This is a genomic window from Microcystis sp. BLCC-F210 (genome assembly GCF_042134685.1).
Classification (GTDB): Bacteria; Cyanobacteriota; Cyanobacteriia; order Cyanobacteriales; family Microcystaceae; genus Microcystis; species Microcystis aeruginosa_D.
Genome location: NZ_CP169647.1, coordinates 1,977,993 through 1,999,651 on the forward strand (window position 1 = coordinate 1,977,993; position 21,659 = coordinate 1,999,651).

The 21,659-nt window shown below is 42.5% G+C and carries 24 protein-coding genes and 2 pseudogenes; 14 read left to right on the forward strand and 12 right to left on the reverse strand.

Translation table 11 applies throughout. From position 1 onward, the window contains the following. The first annotated feature begins 9 nt into the window (after positions 1 to 9). The 5 genes from ACE3JL_RS09520 (at position 10) to ACE3JL_RS09540 (ending at position 4,034) form a co-directional block, all read left to right on the forward strand. Complete coding sequence (locus ACE3JL_RS09520) at positions 10 to 1,143, forward strand: HetZ-related protein 2 (RefSeq protein WP_271991955.1); 1,134 nt, start codon at positions 10 to 12, stop codon at positions 1,141 to 1,143. Between the two features lie 177 nt (positions 1,144 to 1,320). Continuing rightward, positions 1,321 to 1,479, forward strand: a complete 159-nt coding sequence (locus ACE3JL_RS09525; protein WP_002776561.1) for a hypothetical protein — start codon at positions 1,321 to 1,323, stop codon at positions 1,477 to 1,479. Between the two features lie 2 nt (positions 1,480 to 1,481). Next, on the forward strand, positions 1,482 to 2,996 hold the full coding sequence (locus tag ACE3JL_RS09530) for a cryptochrome/photolyase family protein (protein WP_271991956.1): 1,515 nt from the start codon (positions 1,482 to 1,484) through the stop codon (positions 2,994 to 2,996). A gap of 219 nt (positions 2,997 to 3,215) precedes the next feature. Continuing rightward, on the forward strand, positions 3,216 to 3,557 hold the full coding sequence (locus ACE3JL_RS09535; RefSeq protein WP_193958441.1) for a translation initiation factor: 342 nt from the start codon (positions 3,216 to 3,218) through the stop codon (positions 3,555 to 3,557). Between the two features lie 9 nt (positions 3,558 to 3,566). Beyond that, positions 3,567 to 4,034: a TspO/MBR family protein gene (locus tag ACE3JL_RS09540; protein WP_271991958.1), complete on the forward strand. Its 468-nt coding sequence runs from the start codon at positions 3,567 to 3,569 to the stop codon at positions 4,032 to 4,034. A gap of 365 nt (positions 4,035 to 4,399) precedes the next feature. On the opposite strand, the gene cobM is transcribed toward ACE3JL_RS09540, so the two are convergent. From cobM to ACE3JL_RS09585, 9 genes and pseudogenes are all read right to left on the reverse strand, one after another. Then, a complete protein-coding gene (gene cobM / locus ACE3JL_RS09545) occupies positions 4,400 to 5,188 on the reverse strand; it encodes a precorrin-4 C(11)-methyltransferase (RefSeq protein ID WP_271991960.1) in 789 nt (262 codons plus the stop codon). A 163-nt stretch (positions 5,189 to 5,351) separates the two neighbouring features. Then, positions 5,352 to 5,648 (reverse strand): annotated as a pseudogene (locus tag ACE3JL_RS09550) (DUF4164 domain-containing protein). Positions 5,649 to 5,732: 84 nt separating this feature from the next. Continuing rightward, complete coding sequence (locus tag ACE3JL_RS09555) at positions 5,733 to 6,131, reverse strand: DUF4164 domain-containing protein (RefSeq protein WP_375329345.1); 399 nt, start codon at positions 6,129 to 6,131, stop codon at positions 5,733 to 5,735. Positions 6,132 to 6,215: 84 nt separating this feature from the next. Beyond that, positions 6,216 to 6,656 carry a DUF4164 domain-containing protein gene (locus tag ACE3JL_RS09560; protein WP_375329346.1) on the reverse strand — a complete coding sequence of 147 codons (441 nt, stop codon included), beginning with the start codon at positions 6,654 to 6,656 and terminating at the stop codon, positions 6,216 to 6,218. A gap of 84 nt (positions 6,657 to 6,740) precedes the next feature. Next, complete coding sequence (locus ACE3JL_RS09565) at positions 6,741 to 7,181, reverse strand: DUF4164 domain-containing protein (protein ID WP_375329346.1); 441 nt, start codon at positions 7,179 to 7,181, stop codon at positions 6,741 to 6,743. Between the two features lie 84 nt (positions 7,182 to 7,265). Next, the gene (locus ACE3JL_RS09570) at positions 7,266 to 7,631 is read right to left on the reverse strand and encodes a DUF4164 family protein (protein WP_271989778.1); all 366 of its coding nucleotides are present in this window, start codon (positions 7,629 to 7,631) and stop codon (positions 7,266 to 7,268) included. A 146-nt stretch (positions 7,632 to 7,777) separates the two neighbouring features. After that, positions 7,778 to 9,742, reverse strand: coding sequence for a M48 family metalloprotease (locus tag ACE3JL_RS09575; protein WP_375329347.1), 1,965 nt, complete (start codon positions 9,740 to 9,742; stop codon positions 7,778 to 7,780). A 263-nt stretch (positions 9,743 to 10,005) separates the two neighbouring features. Further along, a complete protein-coding gene (acsF, locus tag ACE3JL_RS09580) occupies positions 10,006 to 11,064 on the reverse strand; it encodes a magnesium-protoporphyrin IX monomethyl ester (oxidative) cyclase (protein WP_375329348.1) in 1,059 nt (352 codons plus the stop codon). 157 nt (positions 11,065 to 11,221) lie between these two features. After that, complete coding sequence (locus ACE3JL_RS09585; RefSeq protein ID WP_375329349.1) at positions 11,222 to 13,414, reverse strand: PhoX family phosphatase; 2,193 nt, start codon at positions 13,412 to 13,414, stop codon at positions 11,222 to 11,224. A 368-nt stretch (positions 13,415 to 13,782) separates the two neighbouring features. Between ACE3JL_RS09585 and ACE3JL_RS09590 the strand changes: the two genes are divergently transcribed. Next, positions 13,783 to 14,106, forward strand: coding sequence for a DUF4164 family protein (locus ACE3JL_RS09590; RefSeq protein ID WP_045359601.1), 324 nt, complete (start codon positions 13,783 to 13,785; stop codon positions 14,104 to 14,106). A gap of 37 nt (positions 14,107 to 14,143) precedes the next feature. Here the strand turns inward: ACE3JL_RS09590 and ACE3JL_RS09595 are convergent, their stop codons facing one another. The 3 genes from ACE3JL_RS09595 to ACE3JL_RS09605 form a co-directional block, all read right to left on the reverse strand. Then, complete coding sequence (locus ACE3JL_RS09595) at positions 14,144 to 14,830, reverse strand: N-acetylmannosamine-6-phosphate 2-epimerase (protein ID WP_375329350.1); 687 nt, start codon at positions 14,828 to 14,830, stop codon at positions 14,144 to 14,146. 200 nt (positions 14,831 to 15,030) lie between these two features. Beyond that, positions 15,031 to 15,540 (reverse strand): inorganic diphosphatase, encoded by a 510-nt coding sequence (locus tag ACE3JL_RS09600; protein ID WP_002770856.1) that lies wholly within the window; start codon positions 15,538 to 15,540, stop codon positions 15,031 to 15,033. 1,427 nt (positions 15,541 to 16,967) lie between these two features. Next, positions 16,968 to 18,146, reverse strand: a complete 1,179-nt coding sequence (locus ACE3JL_RS09605; RefSeq protein ID WP_375329351.1) for an AI-2E family transporter — start codon at positions 18,144 to 18,146, stop codon at positions 16,968 to 16,970. Positions 18,147 to 18,516: 370 nt separating this feature from the next. Here ACE3JL_RS09605 and ACE3JL_RS09610 point away from each other — a divergent pair. The 8 genes and pseudogenes from ACE3JL_RS09610 to ACE3JL_RS09645 form a co-directional block, all read left to right on the forward strand. Then, positions 18,517 to 18,627: pseudogene (locus tag ACE3JL_RS09610) on the forward strand (DUF4164 domain-containing protein); the annotation flags it as partial. An 85-nt stretch (positions 18,628 to 18,712) separates the two neighbouring features. After that, positions 18,713 to 19,042 carry a shikimate dehydrogenase gene (locus ACE3JL_RS09615; RefSeq protein ID WP_375329352.1) on the forward strand — a complete coding sequence of 110 codons (330 nt, stop codon included), beginning with the start codon at positions 18,713 to 18,715 and terminating at the stop codon, positions 19,040 to 19,042. A 53-nt stretch (positions 19,043 to 19,095) separates the two neighbouring features. Further along, positions 19,096 to 19,470, forward strand: a complete 375-nt coding sequence (locus ACE3JL_RS09620; RefSeq protein WP_375329353.1) for a shikimate dehydrogenase — start codon at positions 19,096 to 19,098, stop codon at positions 19,468 to 19,470. A 53-nt stretch (positions 19,471 to 19,523) separates the two neighbouring features. Next, entirely contained in the window at positions 19,524 to 19,886 is a 363-nt protein-coding gene (locus ACE3JL_RS09625; RefSeq protein ID WP_375329354.1) for a shikimate dehydrogenase, read from the forward strand. A 53-nt stretch (positions 19,887 to 19,939) separates the two neighbouring features. Beyond that, on the forward strand, positions 19,940 to 20,371 hold the full coding sequence (locus ACE3JL_RS09630; RefSeq protein WP_375329355.1) for a DUF4164 domain-containing protein: 432 nt from the start codon (positions 19,940 to 19,942) through the stop codon (positions 20,369 to 20,371). An 85-nt stretch (positions 20,372 to 20,456) separates the two neighbouring features. After that, positions 20,457 to 20,852: a shikimate dehydrogenase gene (locus tag ACE3JL_RS09635; protein WP_375329356.1), complete on the forward strand. Its 396-nt coding sequence runs from the start codon at positions 20,457 to 20,459 to the stop codon at positions 20,850 to 20,852. Positions 20,853 to 20,905: 53 nt separating this feature from the next. After that, entirely contained in the window at positions 20,906 to 21,247 is a 342-nt protein-coding gene (locus ACE3JL_RS09640) for a shikimate dehydrogenase (RefSeq protein WP_375329357.1), read from the forward strand. A 53-nt stretch (positions 21,248 to 21,300) separates the two neighbouring features. Next, positions 21,301 to 21,633, forward strand: a complete 333-nt coding sequence (locus ACE3JL_RS09645) for a DUF4164 domain-containing protein (protein ID WP_375329358.1) — start codon at positions 21,301 to 21,303, stop codon at positions 21,631 to 21,633. Positions 21,634 to 21,659 lie beyond the last annotated feature (26 nt).

Genomic DNA, 21,659 nt, shown 5'->3' on the forward strand with positions numbered 1-21,659 from the left:
AAATTTTCGATGACGACAATAATCGACGAGTTAAGGCAAGAATGGCAAGATCGCCTCTCTCAAACAGAGGATTCCTTAACCGATCGCCAACGGGGTACTATTATCAATTGGTTACTCGGGGAAGATAGCCAACGTTGGGAAAATTTAGATGAGAGAGATTTAGCAATCGCTAAACGGGGATTAGTCTATCGTTGGCAGATTTTGCAGCAACGCTATCTCAAGGTTAGTCCCACCCGCGCCTATCGTAACCTGATCGATCGTCTCGGTGCTTGTGTCACTCTCCGGCAAAAAATTCGCACTTGGGTTTCTTTAAGTCGCGATCGTCAGCAAGCGGTGGCCGATGTCTTGCAGGAAATTATTCAAGAAATGTTAAATAGCGATCGCTATCTGCAATCCCAGTTAGCATGGATCGCTCGTTGTACCACCGATCAAGCTACTCGCGATCAGCTGCTGTTAGCTACCCTAGAAGAATACGCTCTGCGTCCGATCCGCAATCAACCCCTGTTAGCCTATCGTTTTGTTAATTATCTTCGTCGTCAATCGAAAAGCGGTATCACTAACGTGCCGCAGCAAGAAATAATCCGGATTCTCTCCGATGAAATTAGTGGCGATGAGGGGGAAAATAGCTTAAGTTTACTGGATCAAAATGCGATCGCTACCTATGAAGATCAACGCACTTACCAAGAAGCGCAAATTCAACGGGCAAAAGTTCAAGAGGGTTTTGCTAGGTATCTAGAGGAAAATGTTAGTCGGGAGGCGGTGACTTGGTTTAACCTCTATCTAGGGGGTGAAAGCCAAGATGCGATCGCCAAAGTGATGAATATTCCTATCCAACAGGTCTATCGTCTCCGGGAAAAAGTTAGCTATCATGCGATTAAGGTTTTTGCCCTCAAGGAAGGGACAGAATTAATCGCTGAATGGTTACAAATCAGCCCGAAAGAGCATAATTTTGGCTTAAATCTCACTCAATGGCAAATTTTCTATGCTGCCCTTTCTCCTACGGGTAAAAGCGTTATCAATGGCTTAAAAGCGGGTAAAACCCTTGAGGAAATCGCCGGCGAATTAAACTGTAAACGCACACAAGTGGTCAAAGAATGGACGCAACTTTATCTAAGCGCCCAAAGTCTTAGGACAAAAACCTAATCAGTTATCAGTTATCAGTTATCAGTTATCAGTTATCAGATTTGAGTTTTAAGTTCACTGATTACTGTTTACTGGACGGCTACGCCGTGCCTTTGGCAACACTGAAAAAATCTCCCTAATTCATAATTCCTAATTCCTAATTCTCACTCCCCTTTTTGATTTTTGACTTCAAGAAATATGTGGATTATTAGCAAAAAAGTCGGGGTATTTACCCATTATTTAACCCCTACGGGGACATTTACCCCCAGCATTGATAAAGCCAGTAAATTTTCTGCTCGGGAAATGGCGGATATTATGGCTAAAAAATACGGGGGAATAGTCGAGGCAATGAAATAATTATGACCATTGGCATTTGGATTTTAGGGGATCAATTATGGACAGGACAAGCGGCCTTAGCCAATCGTCAAGCCTATTCACAGGAAACACCGGTTATTCTAATTGAATCCCACAATCATATTCGACAAAGACCCTATCATCGGCAAAAATTAGTTTTAATCTGGTCGGCGATGCGTCATTTTGCCGAAGAATTAAAAACTTTAGGATGGTCTGTCACCTACGAAGTTGCTGAAGATTTTGAGCCGATTTTATCCGCTTGGATTAAGCGATTAGGTATTAAAGAATTACAGATTATGATGCCTAATGATTTGCCATTTATTAGATTAATTAAAAATCTGGATTTAGACTGTGCTATAACCCTAATTGATAATAATCACTTTCTCTGGACAAGGACAGATTTTAATAATTGGGCTAAATCTCGTAAAAGACTATTACTAGAGGATTTCTATCGAGAAAGTCGCAAAAAATGGCAGATTTTAATGGAGAATAATCAACCCATAGGAGGACAATGGAACTTTGATAAACAAAACCGCAAACCGCCCAAAGATGGATTAAAAACTACTGCTCCTCTTTGGTTTGAACCCGATGAAATTACCCTTCAAGTTATCGCTGATGTGGAAGCTTTAGATATTCCTAAATATGGAACAATTAAACATTTTCCCTGGGCAGTAACCCGCAGACAAGCTTTACAGGTCTTAGAGCATTTTATTACTAATTGTCTGCCCAACTTTGGATCATACCAAGATGCGATGATAACGGGAGAAGAAACCCTTTGGCATTCCCTATTATCTCCCTATCTTAATCTAGGATTACTAACGCCGATGGAAGTAATTCAAGCGGTAGAAATTACCTATAAAAAAGATAATTTAGCCCTAAATAGCATCGAAGGATTTATCCGTCAGGTGTTGGGATGGCGGGAATATATGCAGGGGATTTATCATTATCTGGGAGAAGATTACGCTAATCATAATTGGTTTGAGCATCAACAACCCTTACCGGCTTTCTTTTGGGATAGTAACCAAACCGAGATGAATTGTCTCAAACAAGTATTATCACAGGTGGAAAATACTGGTTATGCTCATCATATTCAAAGATTAATGATTTTGAGCAATTTTGCCTTAATTTTTGGTTGCTCTCCCCAAGAGATTGAAAACTGGTTTCATAGTGTTTTTATCGATGCCTACGATTGGGTAATGCAGACTAATGTACTGGGAATGGGACAATTTGCCGACGGGGGAATTCTCGCCTCCAAACCCTACGCAGCCTCGGCGAACTATATTGATAAAATGAGTGATTATTGTCGGGGTTGTCTGTATAAAAAAAATGAACGAGTCGGGGATTTAGCCTGTCCTTTTAACTTTCTTTACTGGGATTTTTTGGCACGACATCGAGAAAAATTAAAATCCCAAGGTCGAGTTAATATGATTTTAGGTCATCTCGATCGAATGTCGGCAGCTGAACTCGCTCAAATGCGCTACCAGTCCAACCAATTACGAGCTATCAGTAGTCAGCTTTGAATCAGTTATCAGTTATCAGTTATCAGTTATCAGATGCCAGTTTTCAGTTCACTGATTACTGTTTACTGTTTACTGCTCACTGAAAAACTTCCGAAACCCAGTATGATAATTGCTATAAGTACCTAAGCAAAATTAATTACACACTTCGATGAAGCTTTTGCCTCTTGCCTATTGCCTCTTGCCTATCTTCACTGGGAAATTTATTTTGCATGACTACTTATGAGTAAATCAAAGGAAAAAAACCGGATTGCCTATCAGGAATTTGGAGATCAAAGTAATTCTCAAGCTTTTGAGCGTTCCATTCCTGAATTACCCCCAAATCAGCAGAATTTGCGAGTACAAACCTCCCGCTCCGGTCGTGCGGGAAAAACCGTTACCATAGTTACAGGTTTTCAATGCCAAACCGAAACTCTGACGAAATTATTAAAACAGTTAAAAACTGCTTGCGGGACGGGTGGTACAGTTAAAGAAAACACCATTGAGATCCAAGGAGATAATCGTCAAAAAATACTACAAATCCTTATTGAATCGGGTTACAAAGCCAAAATTAGCGGAGGATAGCTAAAAATCATGATTCCCTCTTGGGTGCTTATCGGTGTCGTGGGATTTTTGGTAGCGTTAGCTGGGGGATTACTCAATTCTCGCGATGTACGTTGGTTTGCGCGTTTGCGTCGTCCCGATTGGTTAAACTTTGAAAGATTAATCCCTCTTATCTGGACAATTATCTATATTTGTGGGGCAATTTCTGCTTATTTAGTCTGGGAAGCTCAACCGGCCAATCGCTGGTTTTTGATGGCTTTTTATCTGTTGGTGGAATTGACTATTACTGCCTATACTCCCGTTACCTGTAAACTACGCAGTCTTAAAGTGGGAACGATTATTGGTGGTACGGGTTTTTTCTTGGGTTGTCTTCTGGCGCTCTTGGTTTTCCCTGTTTCTTCTTGGGCGGGTATCCTACTCTTACCCTACCTGATCTGGAGTCCGATCGGTACCTATGTGACTTGGGAAATGACCCATCTCAATCCTCGGGATGTCTAGATAGGAAAAGTGGGATGGGTTAAAAATTAACCCATCCCACGGATATTATTGCCATCTACCAACTTAAAAATCTCAACTGTTTTTTCTGCTCTAACTCGCTCTACCTTGAGAGGACTGGAGCAATCGAGGAAGTCAGGAACCTACTGACGACAGTGAGGACAATACCAGTAGGCACGACTAGCCACAAGGTGACGAAGGGCAATTCCCGAACAAATCGGGCAGCTGTGCATGGATTGTTAGACTAATTTCAAACGTTTTTAAAATTGTCCTACCTCCTGAAATAATCCTAAACAAAATCGCCGCTCTTTAAATCTAACTTGAGGTAGAAACCCAGTGTTTCTTTCGATAGATTCCCCAGAAAATACTTAAGGATGAGGACGGAAAAGATGGGAATGTTGCGGATGATAAAGTTGCGATCGAGTTCCTGTAATCTGGTTTAAAGCGGGACTAATGAGATAAAGGGTAGTTCTAGTTAAATTTTCCCGATGGGTTAGTTGGGCCATCTCTGAGAGGGGGACAACCCAGATTTTTTCGTCGGGCCAACCGAGACGGAAACAAACGGCCACCTGTTGCTCTGGTGGGTAGTATCGTAGGAGTTTTTCCTGGGCTTTGTCAACGTGACGGGCGGCTAAATATAGGCATAAACTGGCTTTATGAGCGGCTAAAGAGGCTAATTCTTCACTTTCTGGCATGGGAGAGGCTTTTCCTTCCACTCGGGTTAGAATAATTGTCTGGACTAATTCCGGAATCGTTAATTCTAGGGCTAATTTGGCCGCTAATCCTTGAAAGGCACTAATTCCGGGGATTAGCTGAAAGGGGATATCTGCTGCTGTCAAAAGCTCAATTTGTTCTTGGATGGCACTATAGAGACTTAAATCCCCCGATTGCAGTCGCACCACCGCTAAACCCCGACGCACGCGATCGATCATTAAAGGGATAATTTCCTCTAGGGTGATGCTACTGGTGGGAATTAATTCGGCATCTTTACGAGTGTTCTCAAGCATCTGTTTGGGGACGAGGGAATCAGCAAAGACGATAACATCGGCTTTTTGGAGAATTTTATCGGCTTTTACCGTCAATAATTCCGGATCTCCGGGACCTGCACCAATAAAATAGACGGCCGGGGAGAGCGCCGAGGAGTCAATTAAAGTCATACTAAATCCTGTTTAAAAGGGGTGTAGGGTGTGGGGAGGTGGGGGGGAGATGGACAGACCACTTCATGCACGACGTTCGGCGATACTTCAGCGTGAGACTTCGGCGTTCGACAAAAGCTTATGCCGAAGTCCGAACAGAGTCAGAAGTCGGGAGTCGGGAGTTTCAGGCTTTGTTGCCCTTGTTTTTTGTACTAATTACCTCGGCCTTGAGTTCGGCCTGTCCGATTTCTACTTTGGTTAGCCGGTCTTCTACCTTGTCAAATCTCTCATCTACCTTGTCATAGGTAACATATCAGGATAGGCACTCATGCAAGAGGCAAAAGGGGTAATAAATAATCAGTTTTTAATAACTGGATTTAGTATCAAATCTCTCATTCATCCGTTTTTCCAGGGAGTCGATTTTACTCTCAATTCTGGTTAGAACCGATTCTAGGGAATAGGTGACGGTTTCGCTAGACATTTTGCTATACCTCTATACAGTTTGGGTTTTCGAGCCGCTATTTATTATGATCATAGGGGAAGTAACCGTTTCTGGTGGCCAGTTCTAGGGATTGGGGAAAAAACCAAAAAGTTTAGCAGCGCCTCCCAAGACAGCGACCACCAAAGCTATCAGAATCCCCCGGTTGGTAAATTCCTGATAACCAACCCGTACCGTTAATCCCTCGATTTTCTCGTCTAATACTTTAACATCGCCTTTTAACTCTCCCTTTAACCCCTCGATTTTCTCGTCTAATACTTTAATATCGCCTTTTAACTCGGCCTTGAGTTCGGCCTGTCCGATTTCTACTTTGGTTAGCCGGTCTTCTACCTTGTCAAATCTCTCATTCATCCGTTTTTCCAAGGAGTCGATTTTCTCATCCATCCGTTTTTCCAGGGAGTCGATTTTACTCTCAATTCTGGTTAGAACCGATTCTAGGGAATAGGTGACGGTTTCGCTAGACATTTTGCTATACCTCTATACAGTTTGGGTTTTCGAGCCGCTATTTATTATGATCATAGGGGAAGTAACCGTTTCTGGTGGCCAGTTCTAGGGATTGGGGAAAAAACCAAAAAGTTTAGCAGCGCCTCCCAAGACAGCGACCACCAAAGCTATCAGAATCCCCCGGTTGGTAAATTCCTGATAACCAACCCGTACCGTTAATCCCTCGATTTTCTCGTCTAATACTTTAACATCGCCTTTTAACTCTCCCTTTAACCCCTCGATTTTCTCGTCTAATACTTTAATATCGCCTTTTAACTCGGCCTTGAGTTCGGCCTGTCCGATTTCTACTTTGGTTAGCCGGTCTTCTACCTTGTCAAATCTCTCATCTACCTTGTCAAATCTCTCATCTACCTTGTCAAATCTCTCATTCATCCGTTTTTCCAAGGAGTCGATTTTCTCATCCATCCGTTTTTCCAGGGAGTCGATTTTACTCTCAATTCTGGTTAGAACCGATTCTAGGGAATAGGTGACGGTTTCGCTAGACATTTTGCTATACCTCTATACAGTTTGGGTTTTCGAGCCGCTATTTATTATGATCATAGGGGAAGTAACCGTTTCTGGTGGCCAGTTCTAGGGATTGGGGAAAAAACCAAAAAGTTTAGCAGCGCCTCCCAAGACAGCGACCACCAAAGCTATCAGAATCCCCCGGTTGGTAAATTCCTGATAACCAACCCGTACCGTTAATCCCTCGATTTTCTCGTCTAATACTTTAACATCGCCTTTTAACTCTCCCTTTAACCCCTCGATTTTCTCGTCTAATACTTTAATATCGCCTTTTAACTCGGCCTTGAGTTCGGCCTGTCCGATTTCTACTTTGGTTAGCCGGTCTTCTACCTTGTCAAATCTCTCATCTACCTTGTCAAATCTCTCATCTACCTTGTCAAATCTCTCATTCATCCGTTTTTCCAAGGAGTCGATTTTCTCATCCATCCGTTTTTCCAGGGAGTCGATTTTACTCTCAATTCTGGTTAGAACCGATTCTAGGGAATAGGTGACGGTTTCGCTAGACATTTTGCTATACCTCTATACAGTTTGGGTTTTCGAGCCGCTATTTATTATGATCATAGGGGAAGTAACCGTTTCTGGTGGCCAGTTCTAGGGATTGGGGAAAAAACCAAAAAGTTTAGCAGCGCCTCCCAAGACAGCGACCACCAAAGCTATCAGAATCCCCCGGTTGGTAAATTCCTGATAACCAACCCGTACCGTTAATCCCTCGATTTTCTCGTCTAATACTTTAACATCGCCTTTTAACTCTCCCTTTAACCCCTCGATTTTCTCGTCTAATACTTTAATATCGCCTTTTAACTCGGCCTTGAGTTCGGCCTGTCCGATTTCTACTTTGGTTAGCCGGTCTTCTACCTTGTCAAATCTCTCGTTCATGCGTTTTTCTAGGGAGTCGATTTTACTCTCAATTCTGGTTAGAACCGATTCTAGGGAATAGGTGACGGTTTCGCTAGACATTTTGCTATACCTCTGTACAGTTTGGGTTTTTGAGCGGCCATTTATTATGATGATAAGAAAGGTAACTATTGGCGCTCAAATATTGGTTACTATTCCAGCAAGTAGCTAAAACTAGAAAAGGGATGAAGTAGCAGCTTTTCCCATTCTTAAAATGTAACTGCGATAATTAAACCAGAGACTAATAGGACAAAACCGCTAACCAAAGACAAAAAACGGCGATGAACCTGAACATTTCCGCCAGAGTGAGTTATTTGACTCCATTCGAGACGAGGAGATAAATCGCGACGAAACCAACCGATAACCTGTACAGACGTATTATCTATTGCTGTCATGGGAGGGTTAGTAGTCCTGATTTGATACCAAAAACTAAAACGATAGTTAGGAGCGAGGGGAATTAGGCCCGTGCTATCTTTAAGAAATAAATTCTTTCCTTGGACAATTAACTCACCGCGGAGTCGGATGGGGATAGCTGGGAAGGGATGACTGTAAGGATTATCAGTTAAAGAAAAAATATCGCTGAAACTAGCATTGTTGAGAGGAGGATAACTGGCTAATCGATTGATAATTATACCTAAACCCCCACCGACTAAAATTAGCCCCAATGCAGCCCAAGAGCTAAATTTCAGCCAAAGAAAACCAGCCATCACAACCCCAATAATAAAGCCTAGTACCGAGGCATAATATAAACACAGTCGTAGAAAAAAGTTTTGATAGAGTTTCTTGGAATCTAATTCCATTTTTTTGCGTAATAATTCCCCCAGACTAAATTCTATATCTAGATCCATCTGTCGGGCATAGTTAGCTAACGCGCGAATCCTTTTACCAGTCAGGGGATGATGAGAATGCAACTCTAACCATTTTGCCCAAGGGTTATATATATCCCAGAGAAAACTCTGTCCGATTCGGCGAGACTCCAATGCGATACCATAAACGTTACCGGCAATAATCGCATCCTGTTCTAAGGCAACATTTAATACACTTGTACTTAACAATAGGGGACTAGACTGGGCAGTCTCTTGGACTAAACCAAAGGCAATTTTTACTAAAGCGCGGGCCAAAGCATTGGGATTACCAGTAACTTGGGCAGCAAAATGATCGGCGAAGTATTCTCTAGTACGAGACAGATGAAGACAGCAAAAAACAAGAATTTTCCTAAAAATGGTGATAATTGATGAGAGAAGGCCTAGAAAAACTTGGTTTTTAAAATTATTACCCTGATTTTGGGCAAAAGAATCAAGATAGCAACCTAAATGGTCGAAACTAGCACAAATAGTCATCAGGGCAAAGTCTCCTTGCCAAATATGGCCTAATTCATGAGCATATACCGTCGCTAGTTCCTCATCGTCGAGATAGGTAAATAAACCTCTGCTAACTACTAAGCGAACATTACCCCGTCGAGAGCCATAGGTAAAAGCGAGGGGCTGTCCATCTTCGATAATGCCTAGTTTTGGCGGTTTTAAACTTTTTTCTCGGCATATACGCCCAATTACTGTCGCCGATTCGGGACTATCCCGTTTAATTTCCGCTAAGGACACCCAACGCACTCTATACAGACGTTTTTGCGTCCAATCAACTAGATTCGGAGCGATAAAAAGGATGAGTCCGCCTAAAAAAACCGTCAATAGCAAGGCAATAATTACACCTGTCCCCGCAGGGATGAGGAGCAAACGGGTAATTACAAAAAACAGACTTGCAGTCGTAACACAAAAAGCCGTAATTGTCAATAGTTTAGCAAAAATAAGTCTGTTTTCGGGTATAGTCCCAGATAACTGGACGCTTACCTGTGCTGCTCGTGCTGCCTTGGGCAGCGATCGAGATTTGATCCCATTAGTAGCAATACCGATGGTTTTTTGTTCAGCACTAAAGATTGTCAGTAATCGTTTGGCCCACTGACTAACTTCTTGATCAAGATGATTTTCTAATTCCAAAGCTAAGGCGATCGCTTGTTGCCGTTGATTGTTGCCGCGATAGGCCCGAGCAAGAGCCATTTTAGCTTGAATATATAAGGGAGAATGAAAATTAGCTGACTGTTGACAATATTCTTCCAGTAATTCTACAGCCTTTGCGTAATCCTTTAGCCGCAGACATTTTAATCCTTCTTCCAGTGACATAGATATCCCTTAGCTGTTTTTCTATCCCTATAGATACCCAGAATCGAAGCAAAGATTAAAGGATTTGGGGAAGTGGGGATTTTTCAGTGAGCAGTAAACAGTCATCAGTGAACTTAAAACTCTGAAAAGAACCTAAGCAAAATTAATTATACATTTCGATCAAGCTTTTGCCTCTTGCCTCTTGCCTATCTTCACTAGGAAATTTATTTTGCATGACTACTTAACTGAGCAGTGAGCAGTGATCACTGCTCACTGTTCACTGATTAAAGTACCATTTCTCTGGTGGCTTCTGCATCTATGGGTTTAATCAGATACAATCGCAATAGATCCCCGACGATACCTAGCTGTAAGGGTAACTTACGCAATGTTTTTAGCCATTGGGGAGAGCGACTTTCATCGATCGCTTTTAATTGTAAATTACGTTCAGCACAACGGTTTAAACGGGGGAAAAATTGGGGATGGTCCACATTTAAAATGGTGGGAAAAGCGCGCGCGGAGGTATTATTGGTCTGACGAATTACCTCTTGATCAAAAGCGATCGCATCTATTCCCAAAGCATCATAAAAGTCTGAGCGTTCCCGTACAGTTAAACTATGGGTAGCAAAGACGGAAAGCAAGAAAAAACGGCTCCATAATCTCGATCGCCAATTATTCCACAATTCCGGTTTAGAGCGCAGTAGGGTTTTAAAGATATCTCCGTGGCGATTTTCATCCTGACACCAACTCTCAAAGTAATTAAAGAGAGGATTAAATTTATACTCAGGATATTCTTCTAAATGACGATAAATGAGAATATAACGCCAATAACCGATTTTTTCCGAGAGATAGACCGTATATAACACCCATTCAAGGGGGAAAAAGGTGTAGGTACGGGTTTTAGTAATTTTGGCTAGATCAAGGGAAATATTAAAGTCAGCCATGGTTTTATTGAGAAATCCTGCATGGCGCGCCTCATCTCTAGCCATAAGATGAAATATCTCCCCTAACAAGGGATTACGGCTTTTTAGTTGTCGTGACAGTTCCTTAAATAACAAAAAGCCAGAAAATTCGGAGATACAAGAGCGTTCTAGGTAATCTATAAAAGCATTTCTCGTTTTTTCATCGAGATTGTCTTGATAGTTCTCAAATCCTTGCTGACGTTCAAAGTGATGCCGGTTATAATCGGTTCGCATCTCCTCTAACATCGCTTTGATTTCGCTTTCTTGCAAAGAAAGGTCAAAATTAGCGGCAGCCTCAAAATCGGTGGTGTAAAAACGAGGAGTGAGGATAGTTTCGCGCAGAACAGCTTTTTTCTGGGAGGTAGGTTCGATGGTAGTGACCATGATGGAAATTACTTGACTACATAGCTATATAAGATTTTAAACATAAACAGGTAAGCCAATAATAATTATGAAGTTTTATCAATATTTTGGGGGTAGTTATCAAGGGGATTCAGATAATCCTCAAACTCCTTCTCCCCTCTCCCTTCTCCTATTTTGACTAGATTCGGCGAATTGCCACCACTGCTGGCCGGGGAGGTTGATTAACTTGACCACTGGGCCAATTCGATCCTAGGGGTACTTGTCGTATTTGTTCAAATTCCTGTCCATTAGTGGTTTTCAGGGCAAATTTACGGTTTTCAAAGGCCAAATCCCGACGAATTCCCCCCGCTTCCCCCGGATGTTGTACTGCCAAAAATAACGTCTCTTGGTCGGGAGTAAAGTACAATCCCGTTAATTCCGCATCCATGGGAGCGATAGCAAAAGGATAGGGATGCTCTTGATCCTTGGTAAACACCCAAGCGCTATTATTGCCAAAAATCCCCAATAAATCCCGTTGACTAACCGGAACCCCTTGGGGATAACGAGTTTTCATCTCTCGATTTAACCCACCCGTGGAAATATCGCTAACCATCCAGAGATTTCCCTGTTTATCGAAAGCGAGGTTATCGGGATTAGAAAAACCCTCACCCTTCTCTGTCGGTTCCCCTCCGTAAGCGACCACATCCCACCGAAAACTTAAGGAAGCAGCATCGTTATTATCTTCCCTTAAGCTGATAATCCAACCAAATTCGTAGGGTATTTCGCCATTTGGCCCTTTAAATATCTCCCTATCGGCTCCTCCCTCCGCTTCACTGGGACTACCAGAGGTAAAGGTTATATATAAAGTGCCATTCTCGTCCACTTCCGTATCTTCTGGCCGACCAGTACAAGTGATCCCAACGGCGTTAGCGGCAAAATGAGCATCGATGAGAATTGCTCCCTGTTTTTCCGTCCCATTACCTTCATACAGGTCTGCGAGAGTCTTATATTTAGCTTTGTAGGCTAGAATCTCCTCATCGTCCTTAAATAGCAGTAATTTAGTCTCATTGACCGTTCTTTCGGGATTCGGCAAAGCTACCACCCCATCCCCGCGACTAGCGGCAATTTGACTCGGTAGGACGGGATTTATCTCCGTGTCGGGATTTAAGGGTATCCAATAACCGGTTTTATCGGGGTTGAATTTCGCCCCGTAGAGCATTCCTTTTTCTAGGAGTTTTGAGTTATTTTTGTCTTTAATATCGCTAATTTTGCCCTCGGAAACGAATTTATAGACATGACCGCCTCTGCGATCGCATCCTGAATAAACCGCCAAGGATTGTCCCGTTTGAGCGAGAAAAGCGACTGCTTCATGGCGAAAACGCCCTAACCAGGTGTGTTTTGTGCCGTAATCGTCAGGATTTGCTGGATCCACCTCCACCATCCAACCGTATTTATTTCCCGCTAACCCGAAGACGTTACCCCGGCCATCCACTTCCCCACTATTGAGAATAAAGGGGGTAGTATCGGGATGCAAAGAGGAACCATCTTTTAACACTACCTCCGTCACTTGGTCTTGAAAGTTCTCCTCGGCACTAAATACGGTTCCCCAGGGAGTTGTTCCCCCGGCGCAATTTTGAAATGTTCCGATAATTTTTGCCCCTAATCCGTCATCGTAGCCAAGTTTATTGGTTTTGGTAAAAATTGCTACAGCAGGACCGGTCGCTTTTAGGTAGCGACCGTCCTTTAGTCCAGAAATACCGGTAATGCGGCGATCGGCTTTACTATAGGTACGTTGCCATTTTCCCGTTTGATCTTTAGCCAAGGAAATTACGCCAATTCCCTGATCAATTAAGCCTTCTAGGGAGATTTCCTCGATTTTTGCCCTTAATCTGGCATCTTGCAGGTGATAGGCGGCAATTTCCCCCTTTTCGTTCGTTTTTTCCCGGACTTCCTTGACGGGTAGGGTTTTACCAATCACTTGTTCAAAGGTTTGTAGCCAAGTACGACCACTGATATATTCAAAATTAACGGTTAGATAACCTTGACCCGGACTGGTTTCGATAAAAGATAGATAATCATTGTTATAACCGAAACGGGAATCACCCACTTTATCCCCCCACTGTGCCAGCACATCGTAGGTGAATCCTTGAGGAAGAACGAGATCATCTAGGACTTTATAGGTTTGATAGGCACTTTTTTGGCTTTCATCGCTCATACCGTCAATTTTTAAGGGAATTGGCAGTTTGACTGGGGCAAAGTTTAACCCAAAACTATTGGAAGCGATCGCAGGACTGCTAATCAGAGAGGAATATTTTTTCTCTTGCAGACTGAAAAAAGAGACACCGGCAGTGGCAGTTAAAAAGGTGAGGAAATTACGGCGAGAAATACTCATATTTTCAGAAATAAAGTCAAAACTGGTGTTCAGACCTTGATTAGGTTAAATTTTATTACATGAACTTGACATAGGTATTATATATTATCCAAGTTATGACTAAGTTAACAGCCAGTTAAAAGTAATCAGTAAACAGTGATCAGTAATCAGTGATCAGTAATCAGTGATCAGTAATCAGTAATCAGTGATCAGTAATCAGTGATCAGTAAACAGTAATCGGTGCAAAGACAGCAGAAAACTGCCATAATCAGTAAACAGTAATCGGTGCAAAGACAGTAGAAAACTGCCATTTAATACCGCTCACTTAATCCATACTGCTCACTTAAAATTCAAATCTGATAACTGAAAACTGAATAGGGGTTTAGCAAATGTCTAACGAAACTGTAACTTATTCCCTAGAAGCTGTTCTGACAAGGATTGAGGGAAAAATCGATAACCTACAAAGAGATGTTAATCAAAAATTCGACAAAATCGATGAACGTCTCACAAAATTAGAAATCGGACAAGCAGAACTCAAAGGAGAGTTAAAAGGAGATATTAAAGCTTTAGATGAGCGATTGACCACGGAAATCAAGGGATTAACGGCACGGGTTGCCTATCAGGAATTTACTAACCGGGGAATTCTAATCGCTTTAGTCGTCGCCATTTTGGGTGGTGCGGCGAAACTTTTTGGTTTTTTTCCTAATCCCTAGAAGTGGCTATTAGGCACGGCTAGGAGCAAGATCAATGTCATGAATATTTTGATAAAATTCCTTGTAAAAAAGCGGTAGTTTTTAAATCAATCCCTGTAATTGCCGTGCCGACAACTACGGAATAGGCACCAACTTCTAGGGCTTTTTTGGCTTCTGTTGGAGTCGATATTCCTCCTTCACAGATAACAGGAACTGATAACTTATTAACTAATTCTTCTAGGAAAGAAAAACTCGGCGGCTGCAGCTGTTTAGTGGCTTCTGTGTAACCGTAAAGAGTTGTACCGACAATATCAGCGCCGGCTGCCACGGCATAAATAGCACTTTCGATCGAGTCTATATCTGCCATAACTAATTTACCAGTTTCCTGATGAATACGATCGATAATTCTGGCTAAATTTTCATCATCGGGACGCTTTCTGGGGGTAGCATCCAAGGCAATTATATCGGCACCCGCATCGGCAATGGCCAGAGCATCTTGATATTTGGGAGTAATATATACCGAACAATCGCGATAATTGCGTTTCCAGAGTCCAATTATTGGTATATCTGGCAATTGTTGACGGGTAGCTTTCAGATGAGCGGGACTATCAATTCTTACCCCACAAGCACCCCTATCCACACAAGCATGAGCCATGGCGGCAATAATTATAGGATCGTGCAGAGATGACTCTACTGGCGCTTGACAGGAGACGATTAAACCCGATTTTAAGGTTTCTATTCTCATAAATTATGAATTATGAATTATGAATTATGAATTGGGGAGTGGGGTGTGGGGAAGTGGGGTGTGGGGAAGTGGGGAAGTGGGGAAACTTTTCAGTTATCAGTAAACAGTAAACAGTAATCAGTGAACTGAAAACTCACATCTGATAACTGATAACTGATAACTGATAACTGACTCCAGCAACAAACTTTTTGCCGCAAACCTTACTTATAAGCAGCAATACACTGTTCAACTAAAGCATTTACTGCGTCCACATCTTTCCAACCGAGAATTTCTGTGACTTTTTTCTCTAGATTCTTATAGGTTTTGAAAAACTCGGCGATTTCCTCTAAGCGATGGGGAGAGACATCTTTGAGAGATTTTACCTCTGCATAACGGGGATCTTTAGCGGGAACACAGAGAATTTTTTCATCGCGATCACCACCATCGATCATTTCTAACATACCAATGGGACGCGCCGTAATCACACAGCCGGGGAAAGTAGGCTGATCCATGATCACCATACCATCTAAAGGATCGCCGTCATCGGCGAGGGTATTGGGAACAAAACCATAATCACAGGGATATTGTACCGAAGAATAGAGAACGCGATCGAGAGCAAAGGCGTTTAAATCCTTATCAAATTCGTATTTATTCTTACTACCGGCCGTAATTTCCACTAAAACATTAATTAAACCGGGTTTCGGTTGGGCAGGAATGCGCGATAAATCCACAAGCTTTCTCCAAATACAAGACAATAGCGCCTTTAGAGTCACCTAAAAGCGCAAGCAAAATTAAAAGACACTTTGATTGACTCCGATCCAAATTTTACCCATAAGGGGGATCGGGACGAAGAAAAAAATTTTATTTTGGCAATCGTCTATCTCAATTCTGTCACCTTATTTGCCTCGTTAGGGAGTAGGATGTGTTACCGGTAAGGGGTTCTTCGGTATAGTTAGGCGTGGAGTTATATCCAATCGCTAACAAGGGTAACGTTAGGGTCAGAATTGCGATCATGGTTCCGAGTAAATTGGCCCACCTATGACTAGGAGGTTCGGAAGTCTTCCCTGACGGGTTGCTTGATTCCATAAAGGGGTCGTGTTGAACTCGACAAGTAAAGAATACGAGAGATGTACAGAGCAGTCAGCCATCGGCCTTGAGCTTTTAGCAAATTACTGCTATTTTTTGCTTTTGAGCTTGGTTAACGTCTCGTTAAAAAGCGAAACATTAACAGCAATACTCTCCCTACTAATTATATTTTACCAATTCTTTTCCAATAGTTCACTCTGATACTTTTCTTGACGATCTCTCCAGATCATGGTCTGTTGGTGTTTGTCCATGTCATAAGCTGTTCGTAATTTAGATTGCTTGTTGAGACGAGGCAAAAGGCAACAGTAAAGGGATTGCGGGAGGTTCGGCTAATCTAAGAATAAGGGACTTGCGCTTTGATAATGTACCTTTTGGGCGAACGCAGTTCGCCCCTACATTGTGGACAAAATCCGTTACTGTAGGGGCGCAATGCTTGCGCCCTCCGGATCGATCAGGTTTGCTGATCACCCTAAGTAGGGGGAGAGCCTTCGAGATTTTAGGGACTTGCGCTTTGATAATGTGCCATCTGGCTGGTCTGGTTCTTCTACAGAGCGATTTTCTGGCTGGGATATTATTCCTACGCAAGTCCCTAAGCGGTTTAAATGCGTCTTAGCTTACTAAATCAGTTTTTAATAACTGGATTTAGTATCAATCCACAAAAAAAATGTCTGAAAAGCTCAAATATTAAGCGATTCAAACATTTTCTCATTGCAATCGGAGGGTGATATTGACTTTATGTCTTAACTTCGAGCTTACGACAGAAACCGGGCTGTTAATGTAGCCTATTTAACCAAAATATCGATTTTTTGCTGATTTATCGGGATAGACAATCATCTTTTCTCAGAAATTATCCGAGTTTAGAGACAATTGGTTAGCTAATCTCCCCATAAGCCAGACTCCAGAAACTGGCAAGGCATTCTCAAGCCTTGATTTGTCCTTACTTGTCATGGACAGCGATCAGGGCAAGTGGAGTTAATCTACCAATAAAGATATCATAACTCGATCGAGGGAGAAAAACCAAGAACCTGCGAGAAAAATGCCGATCACCTCAGATCATACCATCGGTCATTATTCAGCGAGAAACCACCCCGCTAGAGGATTCCGATTCTAGGGGGAGAGAGGGTTTAATTATCCCGTATTTTGTCTCCTCTGGGGTCACTTGACGGATGACCTCCAAAGCTTCCTTGATCATTACTGCCATGGGAACTGCGACAATCACCCCCAGTAAACCGCCCACTCGCGCCCCCGTCAAGACCGAAACCAACACCCAAAAGGGATTTAACCCGGTGACACTGCCCAAAATCCGGGGAGCAATGCCATTTTCGACAATTTGCTGCACCACTACAGCTACGGCTAAAACTTGCAGAGCTAAACCAATATCGCGCAAAGCTAGTAAAGCTGTCACCGTGACAATGCCTACAGTTCCCCCAAAAGGGATTAAGGCCATAGTGCCAATCAAGAGACCGAATAGGAGGCCAAAAGGGACTTTAATCGATAAAAATGCCGTGACTAATCCCAGGGCCATGCAAGTGGCACAAATCACCTGTCCGACAAAGTAATTCTGAAAACTTAAGCGTAGGGTTAGGGAAAAGGGTTGCTGGACGGGTTTGGGCAACCATTGGATAATACTCCTCCAGATGTCGGGACTGTGGAGAAGTAGATAAAAGGTGAGGATAATGGTTAGCAGCACATCAAGCACGCGTACCACGGTAAAAACGGTGAGATTAAGGGCTAAATTAACGCTTCTTCCCGCTAAAATTTGTAATTCTGCCCCTAAACGACTGTTAAACTGAGCGATAACACCATCGAAACTGATCGGAATCGGTAGATTCATCGTGTCGATTTTGGTATCTAGTTGCATCAGTTGGCGCTGTCCTGAGTCTAACCATTCTGGCAATCTGTTGACAAATTGCTGCGCTTGGGTGAAGACTAGGGGAACTAGGGTGATTCCCACGGCCGCAAAAATTAAAATCGTGATCAGGGAAACCACGATCGCAGCTAAACCCCGTTTTAATCCCTGACGTTCCAACCAAGTCACCGGATAACCCAAGAGAAAAGATAGAACGGCCGCTATCAGTAGAATAACAAATAAAGATTCAAAATAGCCAAAAATTGCCGATAATGCCCAGGCATTCAGAACTATAAGTGGTGCAGCTAGAGCAATCACCAGTAAGCGAGATAAGGAATTCAGGGATTGCCACCACGTCTGAACCCAATTGCGTTTCGGGGGAACGACTTTAACTTCCACCATGAAGCCTCTTAAAGGGTTTGTTTCAATACTTGTATTCTGACAGATCGAAGCCGAACCCGCTAACTTAACCGGGGGGAAGTGGGATGATGGGGTGTGGGATGCTGACAGGTGATTGAGCCTTTATGCTCCAATAGCTAGTATATTTACTACAGGGAATTCCAGTTATACCATCCTCACGCACAACCCAGAAGAGCTATTTAACCAGCACTGTTACTACTAATTGGGGTCAGAGCAAGCTTTAGCTGTGTGGCGACCCCGGGTTTGTTATGCTGCGGGTTTATTGCTGAAATCCTTGGTGGACAAGTCCCATCAGTGGTGGTGTTTCCTAGAGCATCCTGAAGTCTCTCCCGATAATAACCGAGCCGAGCGTTCTCTACGAGTTGGTTATCAGGAATTTGCCAACCGGGGGATTCTGATAGCTTTGGTGGTCGCTGTCTTGGGAGGTGCTGCTAAACTTTTTGGTTTTTTCCTCAATCCCTAGAACTAACTCCTAGAAATGGTTACTTCCCTTATGATCATAATAAATAGCTGCTCGAAAAACTCAAAAATCTATAGGAGTTTAGCAAATGTCCAACGAAACCGTCACCTATTCCCTAGAATCGGTCCTTAAGGAAATTAAAGACAGCATCAAGGAAGTCAATCAGAAAATCGATACCTTGCAAGAAGATGTAAATGATTTAAAGGTAGGACAAGCTAAACTAACTGAGAAAGTCGAAGGGATGGATAAAAGACTAGAAAAAGTAGAAAATGAGCAATACACTCTAGTTAAGGCTATTTCTGATCTACAGGGTTTTCGAGGTCTGATTGTCCCTATCCTTATCGGTGCCATGAGTGCCGCTATCGGTGCAATTATCACCGTTGCTATCAGAATTCTTTTCCTCGGTAACAATCCCTAAAATTCTCCAGTCTCACACCCCGAAAACTATTGATAACTTTGGGAGTTTAGCAAATGTCCAACGAAACTGTAACTTATTCCCTAGAATCGGTTCTAACCAGAATTGAGAGTAAAATCGACTCCCTCGAAAAACGGATGGAGGAGAAAATCGATAGCTTGCAAAGAGATGTTAACCAGAAAATCGATACCTTGCAAGAAGATGTAAATGATTTAAAGGTAGGACAAGCTAAACTAACTGAGAAAGTCGAAGGGATGGATAAAAGACTAGAAAAAGTAGAAAATGAGCAATACACTCTAGTTAAGGCTATTTCTGATCTACAGGGTTTTCGAGGTCTGATTGTCCCTATCCTTATCGGTGCCATGAGTGCCGCTATCGGTGCAATTATCACCGTTGCTATCAGAATTCTTTTCCTCGGTAACAATCCCTAAAATTCTCCAGTCTCACACCCCGAAAACTATTGATAACTTTGGGAGTTTAGCAAATGTCCAACGAAACCGTCACCTATTCCCTAGAATCGGTCCTTAAGGAAATTAAAGACAGCATCAAGGAAGTCAACCAGAAAATGGACACCTTGCAAAAAGATGTCAATCAGAAAATCGATAGCTTGCAAGAAGATGTAAATGATTTAAAGGTAGGACAAGCTAAACTAACTGAGAAAGTCGAAGGGATGGATAAAAGACTAGAAAAAGTAGAAAATGAGCAATACACTCTAGTTAAGGCTATTTCTGATCTACAGGGTTTTCGAGGTCTGATTGTCCCTATCCTTATCGGTGCCATGAGTGCCGCTATCGGTGCAATTATCACCGTTGCTATCAGAACTCTTTTCCTCGGTAACAATCCCTAAAATTCTCCAGTCTCACACCCCGAAAACTATTGATAACTTTGGGAGTTTAGCAAATGTCCAACGAAACCGTCACCTATTCCCTAGAATCGGTCCTTAAGGAAATTAAAGACAGCATCAAGGAAGTCAATCAGAAAATGGACACCTTGCAACAAGATGTCAATCAGAAAATCGATAGCTTGCAAAGAGATGTTAACCAGAAAATGGACACCTTGCAAAAAGATGTCAATCAGAAAATCGACTCCCTTGAAAAACGGATTGACGAGAGATTTGACAAGGTAGAAGACCGGCTAACCAAAGTAGAAATCGGACAGGCCGAACTTAAGGCCGAGTTAAAAGGCGATATTAAAGTATTAGACGAGAAAATCGAGGGGTTAACGGTACGGGTTGGTTATCAGGAGTTCACTAACCGGGGGATTCTGATAGCTTTGGTGGTCGCTGTCTTGGGAGGTGCTGCTAAACTTTTTGGTTTTTTCCCCAATCCCTAGAACTGACTCCTAGGCAAGGCTACGAGCTTTATGATCATAATAAATGGCCGCTCAAAAACCCGAAAACCCCAGAGGAGTTTAGCAAATGTCCAACGAAACTGTAACTTATTCCCTAGAATCGGTCCTTAAGGAAATTAAAGACAGCATCAAGGAAGTCAACCAGAAAATGGACACCTTGCAAAAAGATGTCAATCAGAAAATCGATAGCTTGCAAAGAGATGTTAACCAGAAAATCGATAGCTTGCAAGAAGATGTAAATGATTTAAAGGTAGGACAAGCTAAACTAACTGAGAAAGTCGAAGGGATGGATAAAAGACTAGAAAAAGTAGAAAATGAGCAATACACTCTAGTTAAGGCTATTTCTGATCTACAGGGTTTTCGAGGTCTGATTGTCCCTATCCTTATCGGTGCCATGAGTGCCGCTATCGGTGCAATTATCACCGTTGCTATCAGAATTCTTTTCCTCGGTAACAATCCCTAAAATTCTCCAGTCTCACACCCCGAAAACTATTGATAACTTTGGGAGTTTAGCAAATGTCCAACGAAACTGTAACTTATTCCCTAGAATCGGTTCTAACCAGAATTGAGAGTAAAATCGACTCCCTCGAAAAACGGATGGAGGAGAAAATCGATAGCTTGCAAGAAGATGTAAATGATTTAAAGGTAGGACAAGCTAAACTAACTGAGAAAGTCGAAGGGATGGATAAAAGACTAGAAAAAGTAGAAAATGAGCAATACACTCTAGTTAAGGCTATTTCTGATCTACAGGGTTTTCGAGGTCTGATTGTCCCTATCCTTATCGGTGCCATGAGTGCCGCTATCGGTGCAATTATCACCGTTGCTATCAGAATTCTTTTCCTCGGTAACAATCCCTAAAATTCTCCAGTCTCACACCCCGAAAACTATTGATAACTTTGGGAGTTTAGCAAATGTCCAACGAAACCGTAACTTATTCCCTAGAATCGGTTCTAACCAGAATTGAGAGTAAAATCGACTCCCTCGAAAAACGGATGAATGAGAGATTTGACAAGGTAGATGAGAGATTTGACAAGGTAGAAGACCGGCTAACCAAAGTAGAAATCGGACAGGCCGAACTTAAGGCCGAGTTAAAAGGCGATATTAAAGTATTAGACGAGAAAATCGAGGGGTTAACGGTACGGGTTGGTTATCAGGAGTTCACCAACCGGGGGATTCTGATAGCTTTAGTGGTCGCTGTCTTGGGAGGCGCTGCTAAACTTTTTGGTTTTTTCCCCAATCCCTAGAACTGGCCACCAGAAACGGCCTCCCC